Origin of the sequence: Clostridium saccharoperbutylacetonicum N1-4(HMT), assembly GCF_000340885.1 — a bacterium.
GTDB lineage: Bacteria > Bacillota > Clostridia > Clostridiales > Clostridiaceae > Clostridium > Clostridium saccharoperbutylacetonicum.
This window is the reverse complement of record NC_020291.1, coordinates 3273500-3291896: the sequence shown is the minus strand read 5'-3', so window position 1 is coordinate 3291896 and position 18397 is coordinate 3273500. Positions and strand designations below refer to the sequence as shown.

The 18397-nt window shown below is 29.8% G+C and carries 12 protein-coding genes; 1 reads left to right on the top strand and 11 read right to left on the bottom strand.

Annotated elements, in window-relative coordinates; genetic code table 11:
• Positions 1-112 precede the first annotated feature (112 nt).
• The 4 genes from asrC to CSPA_RS14645 form a co-directional block, all read right to left on the bottom strand.
• Complete coding sequence (asrC, locus tag CSPA_RS14660) at positions 113-1093, bottom strand: sulfite reductase subunit C (RefSeq protein WP_015393092.1); 981 nt, start codon at positions 1091-1093, stop codon at positions 113-115.
• Positions 1094-1106: 13 nt separating this feature from the next.
• On the bottom strand, positions 1107-1898 hold the full coding sequence (gene asrB / locus CSPA_RS14655; RefSeq protein ID WP_015393091.1) for an anaerobic sulfite reductase subunit AsrB: 792 nt from the start codon (positions 1896-1898) through the stop codon (positions 1107-1109).
• Positions 1899-2906: an anaerobic sulfite reductase subunit AsrA gene (gene asrA, locus CSPA_RS14650; RefSeq protein ID WP_015393090.1), complete on the bottom strand. Its 1008-nt coding sequence runs from the start codon at positions 2904-2906 to the stop codon at positions 1899-1901.
• Between the two features lie 121 nt (positions 2907-3027).
• Positions 3028-3720 carry a Crp/Fnr family transcriptional regulator gene (locus CSPA_RS14645; protein ID WP_026106387.1) on the bottom strand — a complete coding sequence of 231 codons (693 nt, stop codon included), beginning with the start codon at positions 3718-3720 and terminating at the stop codon, positions 3028-3030.
• Between the two features lie 224 nt (positions 3721-3944).
• Here CSPA_RS14645 and CSPA_RS14640 point away from each other — a divergent pair, with 224 nt between their 5' ends.
• Positions 3945-5246 (top strand): MFS transporter, encoded by a 1302-nt coding sequence (locus CSPA_RS14640; RefSeq protein WP_015393088.1) that lies wholly within the window; start codon positions 3945-3947, stop codon positions 5244-5246.
• Positions 5247-5890: 644 nt separating this feature from the next.
• Here the strand turns inward: CSPA_RS14640 and CSPA_RS14635 are convergent.
• The 7 genes from CSPA_RS14635 to rpiA form a co-directional block, all read right to left on the bottom strand.
• On the bottom strand, positions 5891-7777 hold the full coding sequence (locus tag CSPA_RS14635) for an FUSC family protein (RefSeq protein ID WP_015393087.1): 1887 nt from the start codon (positions 7775-7777) through the stop codon (positions 5891-5893).
• Positions 7778-7799: 22 nt separating this feature from the next.
• Positions 7800-8207: a MarR family winged helix-turn-helix transcriptional regulator gene (locus tag CSPA_RS14630; RefSeq protein WP_015393086.1), complete on the bottom strand. Its 408-nt coding sequence runs from the start codon at positions 8205-8207 to the stop codon at positions 7800-7802.
• A gap of 151 nt (positions 8208-8358) precedes the next feature.
• Positions 8359-12705 (bottom strand): DNA polymerase III subunit alpha, encoded by a 4347-nt coding sequence (polC, locus tag CSPA_RS14625; protein ID WP_026106388.1) that lies wholly within the window; start codon positions 12703-12705, stop codon positions 8359-8361.
• 214 nt (positions 12706-12919) lie between these two features.
• Complete coding sequence (locus tag CSPA_RS14620) at positions 12920-14155, bottom strand: acetate kinase (RefSeq protein WP_015393084.1); 1236 nt, start codon at positions 14153-14155, stop codon at positions 12920-12922.
• A gap of 238 nt (positions 14156-14393) precedes the next feature.
• A complete protein-coding gene (locus CSPA_RS14615) occupies positions 14394-16181 on the bottom strand; it encodes a GGDEF domain-containing protein (protein ID WP_015393083.1) in 1788 nt (595 codons plus the stop codon).
• Between the two features lie 153 nt (positions 16182-16334).
• Entirely contained in the window at positions 16335-17324 is a 990-nt protein-coding gene (locus tag CSPA_RS14610; protein ID WP_015393082.1) for a Gfo/Idh/MocA family protein, read from the bottom strand.
• A 46-nt stretch (positions 17325-17370) separates the two neighbouring features.
• Positions 17371-18054, bottom strand: coding sequence for a ribose 5-phosphate isomerase A (gene rpiA, locus CSPA_RS14605; RefSeq protein WP_015393081.1), 684 nt, complete (start codon positions 18052-18054; stop codon positions 17371-17373).
• Positions 18055-18397 lie beyond the last annotated feature (343 nt).

The following is an 18397-nucleotide window of genomic DNA, read 5'->3' as shown; positions in this document are numbered from 1 at the left end:
GTCATGAAGGCATTTATTTTAAGATTGTGTTTATACTTAAAAGATAATACTCTTGATTCTAAATAGTTATCAAAGTTTAATCAATTTGAAACACACTTTAATTCAAAAATGCTTAACCGTTGTTAATAGAATTAAAATTAATTCCACTCCAATATACGCAATCTTTTTTGATTGTTTTTGGTCCTAATTCAACTCCATCAAGTGCCCATTTTTTGTATTCTTCAAAACCAACTCTATCGATAATATATCCAATATGCTCTTTCCTGCCAGGAGCATTCGGATCAATATATTTTTCAACAAATTTATAAGTATTTAATATTATTTTTGTGATTGTTTCTTCATCCGTCCAAATTAAAAAGTCTTCTGCTAATCTTGGATTTTTCTTTCCAGTTCTACCCATAATAGCTAACTTATAATACCTCTCTTTACTTCTAGTCCATGCTCTAGTTGGACATTTAGTTATACAAACACCACACCCTACACATTTTTCTGTATTTCTAACAACTTTATAATTTTCAAAGGATAAAGCTCCTACAGACAATTTTTTACATGCCTTAATACAAGCTCCACAGCTAATACATCTATCTGCTTCATATTGAGGTTCTGTCATTCCGATTATTCCAAAATCTTGGGTTCTAGCTTTAGCACAATCATTTGAACATCCTGTAATTCCAACTTTAAAATGTAAATCATTTGGGAAAATAGCTTTATCTATTCTTTTTGCTACATCTGTAGTATTAAAATTAGCAAAAGGACAAACTTTATTACCAACACAAGCTGAAATGTTTCTTGTTCCAGATGCTTCATATCCATTTTCAGTATCAACTTGATTTATTTCTAAACCTTCAATAATAGGCTTTAAAAGTGCATTTACTGCATCCATATCTTCAAAACTTATTCCTTCTATTTCAAAGCCTTGTCTTGAAGTTAAATGAACTATTCCATTACCATACTTCTCTGCAATTTCTTGCACCATACCAAGAATTTCAGCTTGTAAATCTCCACCAGGAACTCTGATTCTTGCAGCAGTAACACCTCTAACCTTTGTAACTCTAAAAGCATTCTTTTTAAGTTTCTTTGTATTTATATCCATACATTTCTCCCCCCTAATCAATTAGTTCCTTTCCTTTAGTGTAATTAAATACAGGCCCATCTAAACAAATATATGTATCATCCATCTTACAATGTCCGCATTTTCCAAGACCACAGCACATCTTTCTTTCTTGAGATATCCATATATTTTCTTCTGGTACTCCTCTTTTTAAAATTTCTATAACAGTAAACTTCATCATTATAGGAGGCCCAACTACTACAAAGGCAGTATTATTAACATCCTTAATTTCAAGATCAGGAATGAAAGTCGTAACTAAGCCTGTTTTCCCTGCATAACCATCTTCAGCTTTATCTACTGTTAAGACTAAATTTATATCTTCTTTCCATTGTTTTAAATCAGCCTTAAATAAAACATCATTTGGTGATTTGAAACCACAAATCAAATTAAAACTTTTGCATTTAGTCATGTTATTTGCAAAATAATCAACTACACCTCTTACTGGTGAAAGTCCTGTTCCTCCAGCGACTACAGTAACTTCTTTTCCTTCATAATCTTTTACGTTAAATCCATTACCATAGGGTCCTCTTAAAAATAGCTTATCTCCAACATAATTTGTAAATATTTCATCTGTAACTTTGCCAACTCTACGTATTGTTAAATCTACAGTTCCTTCGCCTATTCCACTAACAGATATTGGAGCTTCTCCAAACTTAGGTAGAGAAACTTCAAAGAATTGGCCAGGTTTAACTTCTCCTTCAAATGTAATTCTAAATGTATATTCTATATCAGTATGCTTGATAACTTCTTTTATTTCAGATAAAAATGGGATATATTCATTTTTCATTTATTCCACCTCTTTCACAGCATTTTCAAGTTTATTTATACAATTTGAGAAAGATATGTATTCAGGACAAACATCGTCACATCGACCACATCCTACACACATATGATATCCAAAACGTTTTTTATAATCATAAACCTTATGCATAACCTTAAATCTCATTCTCTCGCCTTGTGGTTTTCTAAAAGTAATTCCTCCAGCCATATCTGTATATCCATCTACCTGGCAAGAAGCCCATACTCTGCGACGTTCTCCAGCTTTTCCATTATCTTTGTAGAAAATATCCTGCATGGTAAAGCAAGTACATGTTGGACAGACAAAATTACAGCGGCCACAGCCAATACAACGGCTTGTATATTCATCCCACATTTTAGATTTAAAAACTTTTGTATCTAAATTATCTGGTATTTTTACGTTGACTTTATTGTCGTTTACAAATTCAGGTGTAACAGCTTCCTCTTTAAATTTTTCCTGATTTATTAATTCTTCTAGCTTGTCCCATTTACAGTCTATTAATGTAAAATCATCTTGAACTTTAATATAAGCATCATAATCATTAGTTGTATTTGTTTTCATATCAACACAGAAGCAGTTATCAAAAGTTTTACTACATCCCATAAGAATGAATTTAGTATTTTCCCTAAGTCGCTTATAATAAAAATCTTCTGGACCATTATTTAAATAAATTTGATCTAGACGCTTTAATGCATTTAAATCACAGCTTCTTAAAAAGACAATAGCCCCCTTCTTAGGTGAAGCTGATACTTTAACTTCGTCCTCAGTAAAATAAAATAAAGTTTCATTGATAGGCATTAGTATTTCCTTAAATGAATAATCAGATTTTCTATCAAAGACAATTTCATCTATTGTTGATACTTCACCATATCTAATAGTATCAGTATCTGAAAAACATCCATCACCTTTAAATACTTTTGGTGCATAAATTAAATACTCTTTTGAAAGAGTACTTAAAAGAGAATTTGCTGTTTCAGTAATTATTTTATATCCCATTTTACCACTCCTATTACTTGTTAATTTTTTCACTTTTCAAGGCATAAAATTTTTTATACGTAATTTTTATCCTCTATACTAATAGAATAAATAAAAATAAAAATAAACACCGTGATATACATCACGATGTCTTAAAATAATCTGAAAGTTTCTGTAAATCAGGTATAACTATTTTTTTATCTTTATAATAAAATAAGTTTTTACTCTGTAATACTTTTACTGCTCTCGAAACAGTTTCTCTTTGACTTCCTAATAAATCTGCAAGGTAGGTAATACTTATGTTCATATCAATAATGATACCATCATTGCATCTAACTCCATAATCTCTTCCAAGTTTATATATTTTTGCTACAAGCTTCTTTTCAATCTTTATTGAGGAAGGTGTGTTCTTCAATTGCCTATACATACGTCTAACTTTATTTGATAAGGATTCTATAATTACTTTTGTTAAATTGAAATCTCTTTTCATTATCTCTATTAAAATATCTCTATTTATTTCAAATATTTCGGCTTCTTCAAAAACTTCACAATTTATTGATTCTGGCATATCCTCAACTATAACTTCATTTATTATTTTTCCATTATCTAATATGAACATAACTTTTTTTTGACCATTTTCATTAACTTTGTATAATGATACAGAGCCACTTACTACTATATATACTAAATTTATCTTCTCTCTTTCTGAAAAAAGCATACTTCCATTAGAATGCTTTTTTATTTTCCCATATTTACTTATTAATGCTATTGTTTCATCAGATACATCAGAAAAAATTTTTAGATTTTTAAGTTCTTCTATTATAGTATTAACTATACCTCCTTTTTATATAGTAATTCTCCATAAATAATGAATACAACTATTATTTTCCTCATTAAAACTCATTCTACCACATTTTTACTAAAATATTAATATAGACTTTATATTTTAAAGAATTTGATATTTAATTAACAAATTCAGAAAAAACGTGATTAATATCACGGTTTAATGAAATTAAATATGATAACCTTATCTCAAAATATATTAAATGGAGGCGTAATATGAATAATATGGAATTAAAGGGCGATTCAAAACAAGGACTTACTGGTGCCACACTTGGTTTTTTTATTGGATTTGCTGCTGTTGCACTTTATGGGTCGACAGTAACCGTTTTTAAGCAAAGTTTTGCTGGTATAAATCCAATCTTATTAGCTTTACTAGTTTCAGCACCATCCTTATCTGGCTCGCTACTTAGAATACCTTTTGCCGCTTGGGTTGATACAACAGGTGGTCGTAAACCTTTTCTAGTTTTATTGGTATTATCTATAATAGGAATGTTAGGACTATATATTGTAATGGCATTTTTTAAAGAAAATTTAGGTCAATATTATTGGCTATTATTTAGTTTAGCAATTTTATCAGGATGTGGTATAGCAACCTTCTCTGTAGGTGTAAGCCAAACATCATACTGGTTTCCACAAAGCAAACAAGGATATGCTGCAGGTATTTATGGTGGTGTAGGAAATATAGCACCAGGGATTTTCATGGTTATTATCCCTAATATAGCGTTACCTCTTTGGGGACTTTCTGGTTCATATTTAGCATGGTTAATATTCTTAACAATTGGTACAATAATTTATTTCTTTATAGGACAAAATGCTTGGTACTTTCAACTTCTTGAAAAAGGAGTAAGTAAGGAAGAAGCAAGAAAAATAGCTGCTAATAAATACGGTCAAGAGTTATTCCCAAACAACAAGGTTAGTGAAAGTCTAGGAATGTCAGCTAAGTCGTGGAAAACTTGGGCTTTAGTTGGAATATATTTTGCTACTTTTGGAGGTTTTATGGCTTTAACAAGCTGGTTCCCTACATATTGGACAAGCCTTTTTAAAGTATCTATGAAAACTGCCGGTTTATTAACAGCTTTATATTCAATTGTTACTTCTATAACAAGAATTTATGCAGGTAAAATAGCTGATAAAAAAGGTGGAGAAGCTACTGCACTTATCTCCCTTAGTGTTATGCTTATAGGTGCTGTATTTTTAACTTTAAGTTCTTCTATTGCATTTTCAGTAACAGGTATATTGATTTTAGCACTTGGTATGGGTGCAACTAATGCAGCAGTTTTTAAAATTGTCCCTAAAGCTGTACCCCATGCAGTTGGTGGTGCTTCAGGATGGATAGGTGGAATTGGTGCATTAGGAGGCTTTATAATTCCTCCAATTATGGCTTCTTTCATTGATAATTCCGGATCAAATTTAACAGGATATTCAAATGGCTTTGTAGTTTTCATAGCATTGGCTATCGCAGCTATTATTATATTAACTGTAATAAATAAAGTAACAAAAAGTAGTTCTAAAAACTAATTATTTACAAAATATAATATTAAAATTAAAAGGTGTTGTAGCATTAGCAGATTAAAATCTTAGTGCGACATCACCTTTTAATTTATGCTATCAATTCTCTCTTGAATTTTAAATTTATATTTAGCAATTTAACATTACTATTTAATCTATAATAAACTTATAGATATCCAATTTAAGAGTTTTACTTAGAAATGTAATAAGCATGAATAATTGAGAAATTATAATTATAATACTAAACTAGAAATCCGATGCATTTTTCTGGAAGCAGGCATGTGAAATTGAGCTGATGATGGTTATTAAGCAGATAAGTTCAAGAAACCAAATCTATGATTTGGTTTCTTGAACTTAGTTAACTCATCATGAGTTAACCTCCTTTAAAAAAACTGATTTGGTGTGAATCGCTTACTCAGTGAACGAACGTGAGTCGAGTTTCCTCTATGGCTTGTTTCATTTACAGCTTATAAATATTTTACATCCGGAACATGCAGAAATGAGTGCAACCTTCCACTTAGAACCTTCCAGTGAAAATTTCACTAGTCCTGTGGAAGATAAATGTATCTGATTTCGGTAATTGTTGCATAAGTCTAATTCTCGCTTTTGATATCTTTATCTATTGTAATCGCTTTAAAACTAAATTTATTAAGCTAGTTTTTTATACTTAACGCACTTTGAAGATTATTAATTTCTTCACATAATTCAGAAATTTCTTTAATAATCTCAACTGTTCTAAGTTTTATAGAATTTCTTTGTTCCATATTGTTAGCCATTGTTTCATAGATAAGTATCAATTTAGCTAACTCATCATCTTTTATACTTATATGTCCTTTTTCAGAACAATATTGGGTCAATAAGTAACTAATATGCTCCAACGAATAAAATGCAGGCCACATCATTTCAAGCATTTCTTCATTATTAGGAATCTCTCCCAATGCTGTATTATACGCCATTTTAAAGTTCATGTGATCAATTTCCATTTTTTCTCTTATAGCATTTGTATCATTATCACTGTTATTACTTGCTAAAAACACGAGCACTCTAGAGTGACTACGCAATAATTTTGCCATTAAATCTGGCAATCTACTTGATGCTGATTTACGTCCAATTATATATGTTCCAATTAAACCAATTGCAGACCCAACAATTATATCAGTAATACGTGCTGTAGCAAAATAACCTATATTATGAATTTGAGTTGAATTTTCTGCTATAAGTATAGAATTAGGTGTTATAAATATTGCAGCTAGAGCATAATTTCTTGAAATAGCAAGTTCTATTAATGCTGTTAAACACATATTTACTACTACAACCATAAATCCCTGTGGTTGAAAACTTAAGATAGCTATAGCTAATACTATACCAATTATTGTTCCTACAGAACGTTGAATTGCCCTATGAAAAGTTGCCATAATTGTTGATCCACACATAACAGCAGCACAAGATAAAGTTATCCAATATGGCCTTGTAAATGGAAAATAAAATGCTACAATTGCTGATACCGAAAGTACTATTCCATATCTTATTGAATTAACAAATACTATTGAATCTTTATTTATGGCCTTAATAAATTTTATTGTTATTGATGGTTTTTTGATTTCAATACTATGTCCAATATATCTTAACGGTAAATTCATAATAGATTCTATATCATAAATCACCTCCAAAACCTTATTATATTCAGTATGAAATTCTCTCGATATTTTGTTTATTCTAATAGTTTCATCTTGACTCAAGTCAACACCAGCCTGTAATTTTCTTATCATTTCAATTAGTTCTTTTGGTAATTCATTTGAACTCTTTGAATTTAGTTCAAGTAATGTTAAGAATAATTTATTAGCATGTTTATTTAAAAGCACTAGCCGATTAAATATAAATGAAACCTTCCAGCTATTATAACCTACATTAAGAATTTCTTCCGCTTCCCTCAGTGAATTAACTACTCGATTTCGTACTTGGCTGATATCTTTACTTCCAATAACTTCTGCAAATTCCGTCAATGCTAAGTATACTACTTTTATCTTTTTCAGTTCAGGACCATGAGGATTAAAAAAGTATCCAATTAAACTAACTATCCAAGAAAACATACTACTTGCAAATACAACTCCAATAAATATAGGTATATCAGAATTTTCAAGCTTTATCCCTGTTGTCATTGTAAAACTCAATATAAAAAATACTGCAGCTGGCCCAGTTATCTTAAGTATGCCAAAAATGAAGGTTGTAATTATTCCTATTAATCCTACTATCAGCACAATTAGAGCTGGATATGGAGCAACAAAAATTCCTAAGCAAACTGAAGTTGTTATACCAATAGCAATGAAAAATATTTTCTTTACACGTTGTGCATACGGCTCATTAAATACATACAAATATGTAAATCCTCCAATTGCACCTAATAATCCATATCTAACCTGATTTAATAGCAGTCCTATAAGTACTGGAAACCCTCCACAAAGAGCTGCACTTAGAGCCTTTTCCCATGGAAAAGGATTTTTATTTAATTTAAACGCTTGTTTTATTATACCTATATTCATATTATCTTCTTTCCTTCTTGTTTTAATTTAAGTTTTTCATCATTTTTTCTAATGTTTTATTAAAGTTTTCAAGTTCCTCTTCAGAAATATTCTTTATTGCCTCTATTTCTATACTCGTAGCAGCCTCATACCAACTAGGAAACATATCATAAGCCTTTTCTGTTAATTCAATACGTCTCTCTCGTTTGTCTTTTCCTTCTGTTCTTATTACAATTCCCATCTCTTCCATTCTAACTAAAGTTCTTGTAATTGTTGGTGCTTCAACTCCAAGGTACTTACATAGTTCAATTTGAGTACATTGCTTTTTCTTGTGTAAGTATAATACAATTCCCCATTGTGATGAATATAATCCAAGTGGTGAAATTTTCTCATTCAATTTTTTTGTAAAACTTCTTGCTAACTGATTCACGTTATGTCCATGTAAAATCATTTTTAAACCTCCATATACTTACCTAAGTAATTATTACCTAGGTAAGTATAGCATTTTTATTATAAATAATCAAATTAAAAATAAAATAACAAAAAGCCTATATCCTTATATTAAATAAGATATAGGCTTTATTTATAATACATTGCATTATTTAAACTACATCAAAGAAACACATTTGATCACTTTCTGGAAGACCCTTTAAACAATCAAACTTTCTAAGTAACTCTATACCAGCATTACCAATTTTAGAACGCTTCTTTACATCATCTACAGAGTTAAATTCTTTTTCTTTAGCCGCATTAGCAATTCCCTCAGCTGCTACATTTCCCATTCCAGCTATACTGTTAAGTGAAGGTCTTATTCCACTTTCTTCAACTTGAAATCTTGTAGCATGTGATTTGTATAAATCTATTGGAAGGAATTTAATACCTCTTTCATACATTTCTAATACTATTTCTAGATCATCATACATATCTTTATCTTTAGGGCCTGCATCATTACCCATAGCATTTATTTCTTGCATCTTTGCTTTAACTTTTTCTTTACCAAAGATCATAAATTCTGCATCAAAAGCTTTTGCTCTGATACTAAAATATGTTGCATAATAAGCTCTAGGTATATGAACCTTAAACCAAGCGATTCTAAATGCCATCATTACATAAGCAGCAGCATGAGCCTTTGGAAACATGTATTTTATTTTTTTACATGATTCTATATACCATTCTGGTACTTCATTAGATCTCATTAATGCTTCATATTCTGGCCACTTAGGTTCTTTTAATGCCTTTCCTTTACGAACAGTTTCCATTATTTTAAAAGCAGTATTAGGAGGGAGACCTTTTTTAATTAAATATACCATAATATCATCTCTTGTACATACCGCATCACTTATGCTTGTAATTACTCCATTATCGATTAAGTCCTTAGCATTTCCAAGCCATACATCTGTACCATGAGAAAGTCCTGAAATACATAATAAGTCAGAGAAAGTTTTAGGTTTAGTATCTACAAGCATTCCTCTAACAAATTTAGTACCAAATTCAGGAATACCAAAGGTTCCTACTTCTGAATTAATTTGATCTGGAGTAACACCAAGAGCCTTTGTTGAATAAAATAATGACATTGTTTCCTTATCATCCATAGGTATATCCTTAGGATCTACTCCTGTTAAATCCTGAAGCATTCTAATAACAGTAGGATCGTCGTGGCCTAAGATATCAAGCTTCAAAAGATTTTGATCAATTGAGTGATAATCAAAATGTGTTGTGATAATATCTGAATTAGGGTCATCAGCAGGATGCTGAACTGGACAAAATTCAAAAATTTCACGTCCCTTAGGTACAACTATTATTCCACCTGGATGCTGTCCTGTAGTTCTTTTAATACCTGTACAACCTAAAGCAATTCTCATTGTCTCTGCTTTATTAACAGGAATATTTTTTTCTTCAAAATACTTTTTGACATAACCAAAAGCAGTTTTTTCTGCAATAGTACCTATTGTTCCTGCCTTAAAGGTAGTACCTTTACCAAAAATAACTTCTGTATACCTATGAGCTTTTGCTTGATATTCTCCTGAGAAGTTTAAATCTATATCTGGTTCTTTATCTCCATTAAATCCCAAAAAGGTTTCAAATGGTATATCTATTCCATCCTTGTGAAGATTCTCACCACAAACTGGACATACTTTATCTGGTAAGTCAAAACCATTTAAAACACCGTAATCCTCAAAATCTGAGTACTTACATTTTGCACATCTATAGTGAGGTGGTAACGAATTAACTTCTGTAATACCAGTCATATTAGCAACAAAAGAAGAACCAACAGATCCTCTAGAACCTACTAGATATCCATCTTCATTTGATTTCCAAACCAACTTTTGTGCAATTATATACATAACTGAAAATCCATTTTTAATAATGGAATCTAATTCTTTATCAAGTCTTGCCTGAACAATTTCTGGTAGTGGATCCCCATATAACTCATGAGCTTTATCATAAGCTATATCTTTAATAGTTTGTTCACAGCCATCAATATGTGGAGGACATTTTTCTGGTGAAATAGGGCTGATTTGTTCACACATATCAGCTATCTTATTTGTATTTGTAACTACTACTTCATATGCCTTATCTCTTCCTAAATACGAAAATTCCTCAAGCATTTCTTCTGTAGTTCTTAAATACAATGGAGCTTGTTGATCTGCATCCTTAAATCCTTGACCTGCCTCTAAAATACGTCTATAAATTTCATCCTCTGGATCTAAGAAGTGAACATCTCCTGTTCCAACTACAGGTTTATTTAATTTTTCTGCTAAAGTCACAATTTTCTTATTAATGTCTTTTAAATATTCCCTGCTAGGAACTTGCTCTTGTCTCACTAAATAATCATTATTTCCTAAAGGTTGAATTTCTAAATAATCATAGAATTTTGCAATTTCTTCAATTTGCTCATCAGATCTACCTAATAAGATAGCTTGAAATAACTCACCTTCACTACAAGCACTTCCAAGTATTAGACCTTCAGAATATTTTTCAAACATACTTTTTAGTATACGTGGTTTTTTATAAAAGTAGTCCAAGTGTGAATAAGATACGAGCTTATATAAATTCTTTAAACCAACATAATCCTTTGCTAGTATTATTGCATGATAAGTCCTTACCTTCTTATAAGCTACTTTTTGAGCATCTTCATCAGCAGCATATAAATCTATCTCTTCAACACTTTCTGCTCCTCTTTCCTTAAGTATTTCAAGCATTATATTAAATACCTTAACTGTTGTGTCTACATCATCTAGAGCTCTATGAGCAACTTCAACCTTTATACCTAAGTTTTTTGCAATTCTTCCTAATTTATAAGACTTAAAGTCAGGAAAAACATCTTGTGCTAAAGGCAAAGTATCAACATAAGTGAAATCAAAGTCATAACCCAGTACTTTTGCATTGTGCTTTAAGAAATTAATATCAAATTCAGCATTATGTGCAACTAATACACTTCCTTCAATAAACTCAAGCATTTTAGGAAATACCTTTTCTATGGTTTCTGCACTGCTTACCATATCATCAGTTATTTTAGTTACTTCAACAACTCTCATTGGAATTGGCTTTTGTGGGTTTACAAAAGTGCTGAATTTATCTAATATTTTTCCATCTTTAATTTTCATAATACCTATTTCAGTAATTTTTTCTGTTCGTGGTGAAAAACCTGTAGTTTCTAAATCTAAAACACAATATGTAGTATCTATTCTCTGCCCTTTTGAATTAGTTACTGAAGGTTTCTTATCTGGTGCTAAATATGCTTCAACCCCATAAATAACCTTCATATCTTTATTATCTCTTCCAAGAAGCTTATGGGCTTCCGGAAAGGACTGAACAACTCCATGGTCAGTTATAGCTATTGACTTCATTCCCCAACTCATAGCTCTTTTTATTAGATCAGAAGCGCTGCTCATTGCATCCATCTGACTCATTTGAGTATGCATATGAAGTTCTACTCTCTTCATCTCTGAATTATCCATTCTCTTATATCTTCTCATTCCTTCTGCTTCAACTATTGTGTTAGCAATAAATTCAGTTTCATGAGAAAAATTACTATAACCTGCATTTCCTGCAAGCCTAAGTCCCTTAGCTTTTTTTATTCTAGAGAATACCTCATCATATTCACCTGGTTTACAGAAGGCTTTACAAGTCATTGAATTTGTTCCATCGTATAAATCAAAAGAAATCAGCATCTTTCCACTTCTAAGTTCTTTAGCTTCTAAATTAGATATTTCACCTTCTAAAGCTATTCGTCCCTCATCTGGTGTAATGTCATTAATTTTAATTACAGGTTCCTTTATATTAGCGTTTCTTCCCATAATTAATAATGTGTTTTTCTTAACATCACCTTCTGCCTTTGAATCAGTTTTAACTTCCTCAATTTTTTTAGGTGCTTCAGGAGGTGGTGAAGCAATACTTTGTGTATTTTTGATCTCTTTTTTGATATACATCATTTCATTTGCACGTTTTTCTTCTGTCATTTTAGCAATTTCTTCACCACTTATTGTGTCAATAAATTTAATATCATATTGCTTTCCATACATAATTTTTAAAACACTATTAATTTTTTTATCATAATCCATAGTTTTTAGAAAACCTGATACTGGAATTCTCAAATTAAAGTTAATATTTTTATCAATAACCTCATATTCACAATTATTTACAACTGACTTTAATGCAGGATATTTATTAGACAAAGAACATATAATATTTTCTAATTCTTCTTCTATAGGCTTTATATTTGCTGCATCAGTATATTTAACGCGAATCTTCGAATCATTTAAAGAAAATCTTTGCTTAATGAAATTATTAAAACTCTCAATTTCATTCAATTCTATATAGTTATCAGAACTTATTTCCATTTCTAATATTTTTGTTTTCTTACGCAAAACTACTGATTCTATAATTGCTGTATTTAAGTTTCCACGTGATTCATACTCACTAAAAGCTTCATTTACTCTCTTCATACTAATCATTAACCCTCTTTTAAAATATTTAGCATGTTGCATAACTTATTATATATTATTTTTCATTTTAAATCTTAACTAATTTCTCTTTTGTATAAAAATATTTATTAAAAAAGTAATTAAATCATTAGTTATTTTTCATCTATTGATTATCATTCCATAAACTTTTGATATTGTCAATACCGATAATATGTTTGGTGAGATAAGCTTATATTTATACAATAATTTTATCTTCTAATTCTTCCTTAAAGAGTTTAAAATCCATCACTAATTCTTGTGTATCTTTAGCTATCATTAGTTCTTCATTAGTAGGGATAACTAGTACCTTAACTTTTGAATCTACAGTGCTAACTTCTAATGCTTGCCCTCTAACTTTATTTTTATCTTTATCAATACTAACTCCTAAAAATTCAAGGTCTCTGCAAGTTTTTTCTCTCACTTCTGGAGAATTTTCCCCTAATCCTGCTGTGTATACAATGCAATCAACGCCCCCCATTGCTGCTGCATAATAGCCAATATATTTTTTTACTTTCGAATAAAATATTTCTAAAGCCAGATGTGCTCTCTTATTTTCATCTTCATCAGCAGCTTCAATATCTCTAAAATCACTACTTATTCCTGATATTCCATATACCCCTGATTTTTTATTCAAGATATCATCAATTTCAGCCACTGATAAATTTAATTCTCTGATCATAAATGTTATTATTGCAGGATCAATAGATCCACTTCTAGTCCCCATAGGAATTCCCTCAAGCGGAGTGAATCCCATACTTGTATCAATAGATTTCCCCTCTTTTATTGCAGTTATACTAGCACCATTACCCAAATGACAAGTAATTATTTTTAAATCGTTTATATTCTTATTAAGCATTTCAGCTGCTTTTTCTGAAACATGTTTATGAGAAGTTCCATGAAAACCATATTTTCTAATTGAATGTTGAGTATATAATTCATAAGGAAGTGCATAAACATATGATTCCTCTGGCATAGTTTGATGAAATGCTGTATCAAATACTGCAACCATCGGTGTTGAAGGCATTAAACCCTTGCATACTTCAATACCGATTAAATTGGCAGGATTATGAAGCGGAGCAAGTTTTACGCACTCCTTTATATTTTGTATTACAGTATCATCTACAATTACTGATTGAGAATAAAATTCTCCTCCATGAACAACTCGATGTCCAATGGCATCGATTTCAGAAACATCGCTAATTACCCCATGTTTTTCATCTAACAGTGCTTTTAGCACAAAACTTATAGCTTCTTTATGGTCTAATATAGGGATTTCAATTTTATATTTTTCTCCACTTCTATTTTGGCATAAGACTGATCCATCCATTCCTATTCTTTCAACTAATCCCTTAGCTAATAGAAATTCATTCTCCATATCAATAAATTGATACTTCAAGGAAGAACTTCCACAATTAATTATTAATATTCTCATTCATTCCACTCCTTTAAAATCCCTTATACTTTTTTATATAAGGCAACTATTAATTAATTTATAGCATATTAAGCTTAAGCAATCCTTATCTTTAAAAATGTCTATAAATAAACTCGTTTTAAGTAAAACCTTTACATAATATTATGTAAAGGTTTTACTTAGAATAGATTATCATATTTTAAATAAAATTACTAACTTTTTTTAATTTTTTTATTGTTTTTTTATTAACAAATTAATACTAACAGATCTCTCTTATTATATAAGAACTTCCAGCAATATGCTTAGCTTCCTTTTTGATTGCAGCAACAAATACACCTACTTCTTCTGGATTCAAAAAGTGACTAAATTCTCCATGCACTCCAGCTATTGAAATCGAAGTAATTGGAAATTTCCCTTTTCTTCCAATCCTATCTATTGCTTCAATATACTTATTATTTTTATCTTCCTCATTGAAAAAATTTAAAATACCTTCATCGAATTTCATCACTATTTCTTTGCATAAATTTTCACACTCATCAATTGAACTTTCAATAATGCTGACAAAATCATCTCCACCTACATGTCCTATAAAGCCACAAAAAGGAAATAACATTTTAACATTTGATTGTATTACTTGAGCAGTATATTTAAGAATTCTATCACCATTTTCAAAGCCATAATTATCATTATAAATTTTAAAATTATCTAAATCAAAATATAAAATACAGCATTTTAATTTATTTTTAATAATCTTATTTACATTATCTTGTATAGCTGTATTTCCTGGAAGTTCAGTTAGAGGATTTAGTTGTCTAGCATAATTGCATTCAAGCTTAGTGGTATAATTCAGCAAAGATTTTATTGATACAATACCACAATACTTATCATCTTTAGTTACAATAATATTGTCATAGATTTTTTCTGGTTTTCTAGACATAGCTATCCTTGAAACTTCATTTACTGGGGTATGATAATCTACAATTAATGGCTTAGTGTCCATTACAAGATGTACTGGACGTTTTGTAAAAATAGCTACGCCATATTGTGTAGCAAGAGCTGAATCTAAAGTGTGCTTCATAATTAGACCTACAGGTAAGCTATCTTTTTCAATGCAGGCTCCCATATTTTCACTTGAAGTAAAATATTCTTTTATTTTCCCACATTGAGTTGATACATCAAAGGATTTATGTTGAATTAAAATTTCACCAATATAATTTGATTGAAGATTATAGTAACTATTTTCTTTAAATCTCCTGCACTTAATAATCAAATTCTTAACAGAGTTTTGTATATCTAAAAAATTTCCTGCTGGACGGCTTAGAAAAAAACCTTGACCAGCGTAGACCCCTAAGTTAATTAATGTCTTTAATTCTTCTTCGGTTTCAATTCCTTCTGCAATTAACTTCATATTAGTTGCTTCTGATAGCTTAACAAAGCATTCTAATAAAGATTGTTTAAAAAAATCCTCATTAACATTTCTTATTAAATCCATATCAATTTTTACATAATGAGGCTTTGTTTCATTTAACATTTTTAGTCCAGAATAACCTGAACCTGTATCATCAATTGCAATTTTATATCCTTGTTCAACATAGTTATTCAATGCTTGTCTAAAACTTTTATAATCTTCTATACATGTTTTTTCCGTGATTTCAAAAATTATAGAATCAGGCGACATATTATGTTGTTCAAGGAATTCCTTTGTAAAGCCTTTCTTGAATTTTTCATCCTTAAAAATATATGGATCAACATTGATAAAAAGATATTTATTCTTATCAATATCAGCAGCTCTTTCAATTGCTTTAATTCTACATAATTGCTCCAATTCCCAGGTTTTATTGTAAACTTGAGCAGCTGTAAAAAGTTTGTCAGGGTTCTGAAGCGGCGAATCTTTAGGTCCCCTGCTCAACGCTTCATAACCTATAATTTCACCATCTAATAGTGAAACTATAGGTTGATAGACTGTTGAAATATTTTTATTTTCTATAATATTTTCTAACTCTTCTTCATCATCATGCTTTAAAATACTAGCTAGTTTATCTAACATATTTATTATCTCTCCTTATTTGTATAACCAAATTTTTAGCATTAATATGTTGATTTTTATTGTAATAATACCTCTTTTAAATTTCATGATACAACTAGTTTGTTAAATTTATCTACATAATATCTTAAAAGAAAGTTAAAAATCCACTCAATTTTAATTCAAATTATCTTCTGGAAATATTATTCCACTTTTATTTCTCGCAATTGTTTGAACTTCACTAACTATTAAACTGTGTTCTAACATTCTATAACAGCTTTCCAAGTCATTATTGCTAATTATATTAATAAATTCTATAAATTCATTAACCATTCTATGTTCATAATTATTTTCATTTATTTCTGAAGTACTTCCATCGTTCATTAATAATTCAAATTTTTCGCATACATTGGCTGGTGTATCTTGATATATACACCCTTTATCTCCTTGTATATTATTGGCAATAGGTGCTTTACAATCCTTTGCTCCAATACACACACATTTAAATTTCACATAGTCTAATATTAATATTCCAGAAGTATCTATTCCTTTTTCTATATTTGGATAGTATTCTATATTTTCTGGTTTTCCAAACAAACCAACAACATAATGAATATTATAAATATTTAAATCCATTAAAGCACCACCAGAAAATTCCGGATTAAAAGCAGGCAATATTTCTCCATTAACGAATTTATCATATCTACTAGAGTATTGTGAATAATTCATTTGAACTATTTTTATATTTCCTAAGATTGGGATTAATTCTTTAATCTTTTTATAATTAGGGAAATACTGATTAGTAATTGCTTCAAATATAAATAAATTTCTTTTTTTAGCTAATTCGCTTAATATAACGGCTTGCTTATAAGTTGAGGTCATAGGTTTTTCAATTATTACATTTTTATTAGCTTCTAAGGCTCTTTTTGCAAATTCAAAATGAAGATTATTTGGCAAAGCAACATATATAGTATCAACCTCACTATTTAATAATTCATCATAATCATAAAAAATATTTTTTATTCCATATTCATTCTTCAACTCATTAATTGCTGTTTCATTGTTCTTCCTTCCAAGTATTGCTGTTAGTTCAAAGTTCTTCAAATTTGGAGTGATAGTTAAGAACTCTCTAACTATCATTCCTGCTCCGATAATACCTAATTTCATATTCACGCCTCCTAATATCTAAATAACTTAGCTTTATCTAATACCTCTATCTTGAAATAACTCTAACTCCATTTTCTCCAGAAACTATGATCTTATCAACTTCTTTAGTAAAAATGGAGGTTTCTATAACCCCTGTTATAGTTTTAAGATTATTATTTAATTTATCAAAATCTAATATATTCTCAAATATAATATCTAGTAATAAATTACCATCCTCAGTTATTAAATATCCATCTTTATTAGCACTAGTTCTAACCATAGCTTTACCACCTAACTGTTCAACTATTTTAATTACATAACTTAAGGAATCTTTTAGTATTTCTATTGATATTGGAAGTTCACAGCTCAACTTTTTAGTTAATTTTTTTTCATCTGCAAGCAAAATATAGTTTTTAGCCATAGCCCCTACTATTTTTTCCTTAGTAAATATACCTCCTGCACCTTTTGATGCATAAAAGTTTTCATCTACTTCAACACATCCATCAAAAGCTACCTCTATTGTATCTATAAGAAATATTGGTAATACTTCTATTCCCTTCTTAATACACAAATTTTTTGTATTGTCTGAAGGAGTGATAACTTTCAATTTAAAGTTATCATTCATAGCTTCACTTATAAGTTCTATTAAACAAGCTATATTTCTTCCTGCTCCAAGTCCTATTACTGTATCATTTTTGATATATTCCATAGCTTTTGCAGCACAAAGTTTTCTTAATACATCTTCCTTCACTTATCCTATTCCGTTGACAAAACTTTATAAAACTCTATAAAATTCATTCCTTATTCATCGAACTCAAAAGAGTAAACTACTCTTCTTTGATATAGTTCTCCAAAGGCTTAAATTCCCGTACAACTCACGGTACATACTCGTAAATGCTTGTTAGTTCTTAAATTTACGAGGTGTCAACGCTCTCCTTTTCTTAATTATTTATCAAATCTATTTTTACTCTCCACACAGTGCTAAACACCCCAAGGTTCTACCCTATGATTACACCACTTTCGCAATGTATGGTAATCACAATAAGACTACCAACCTCAACGAAATGAGGATTTTATAATAATATAATTACAAA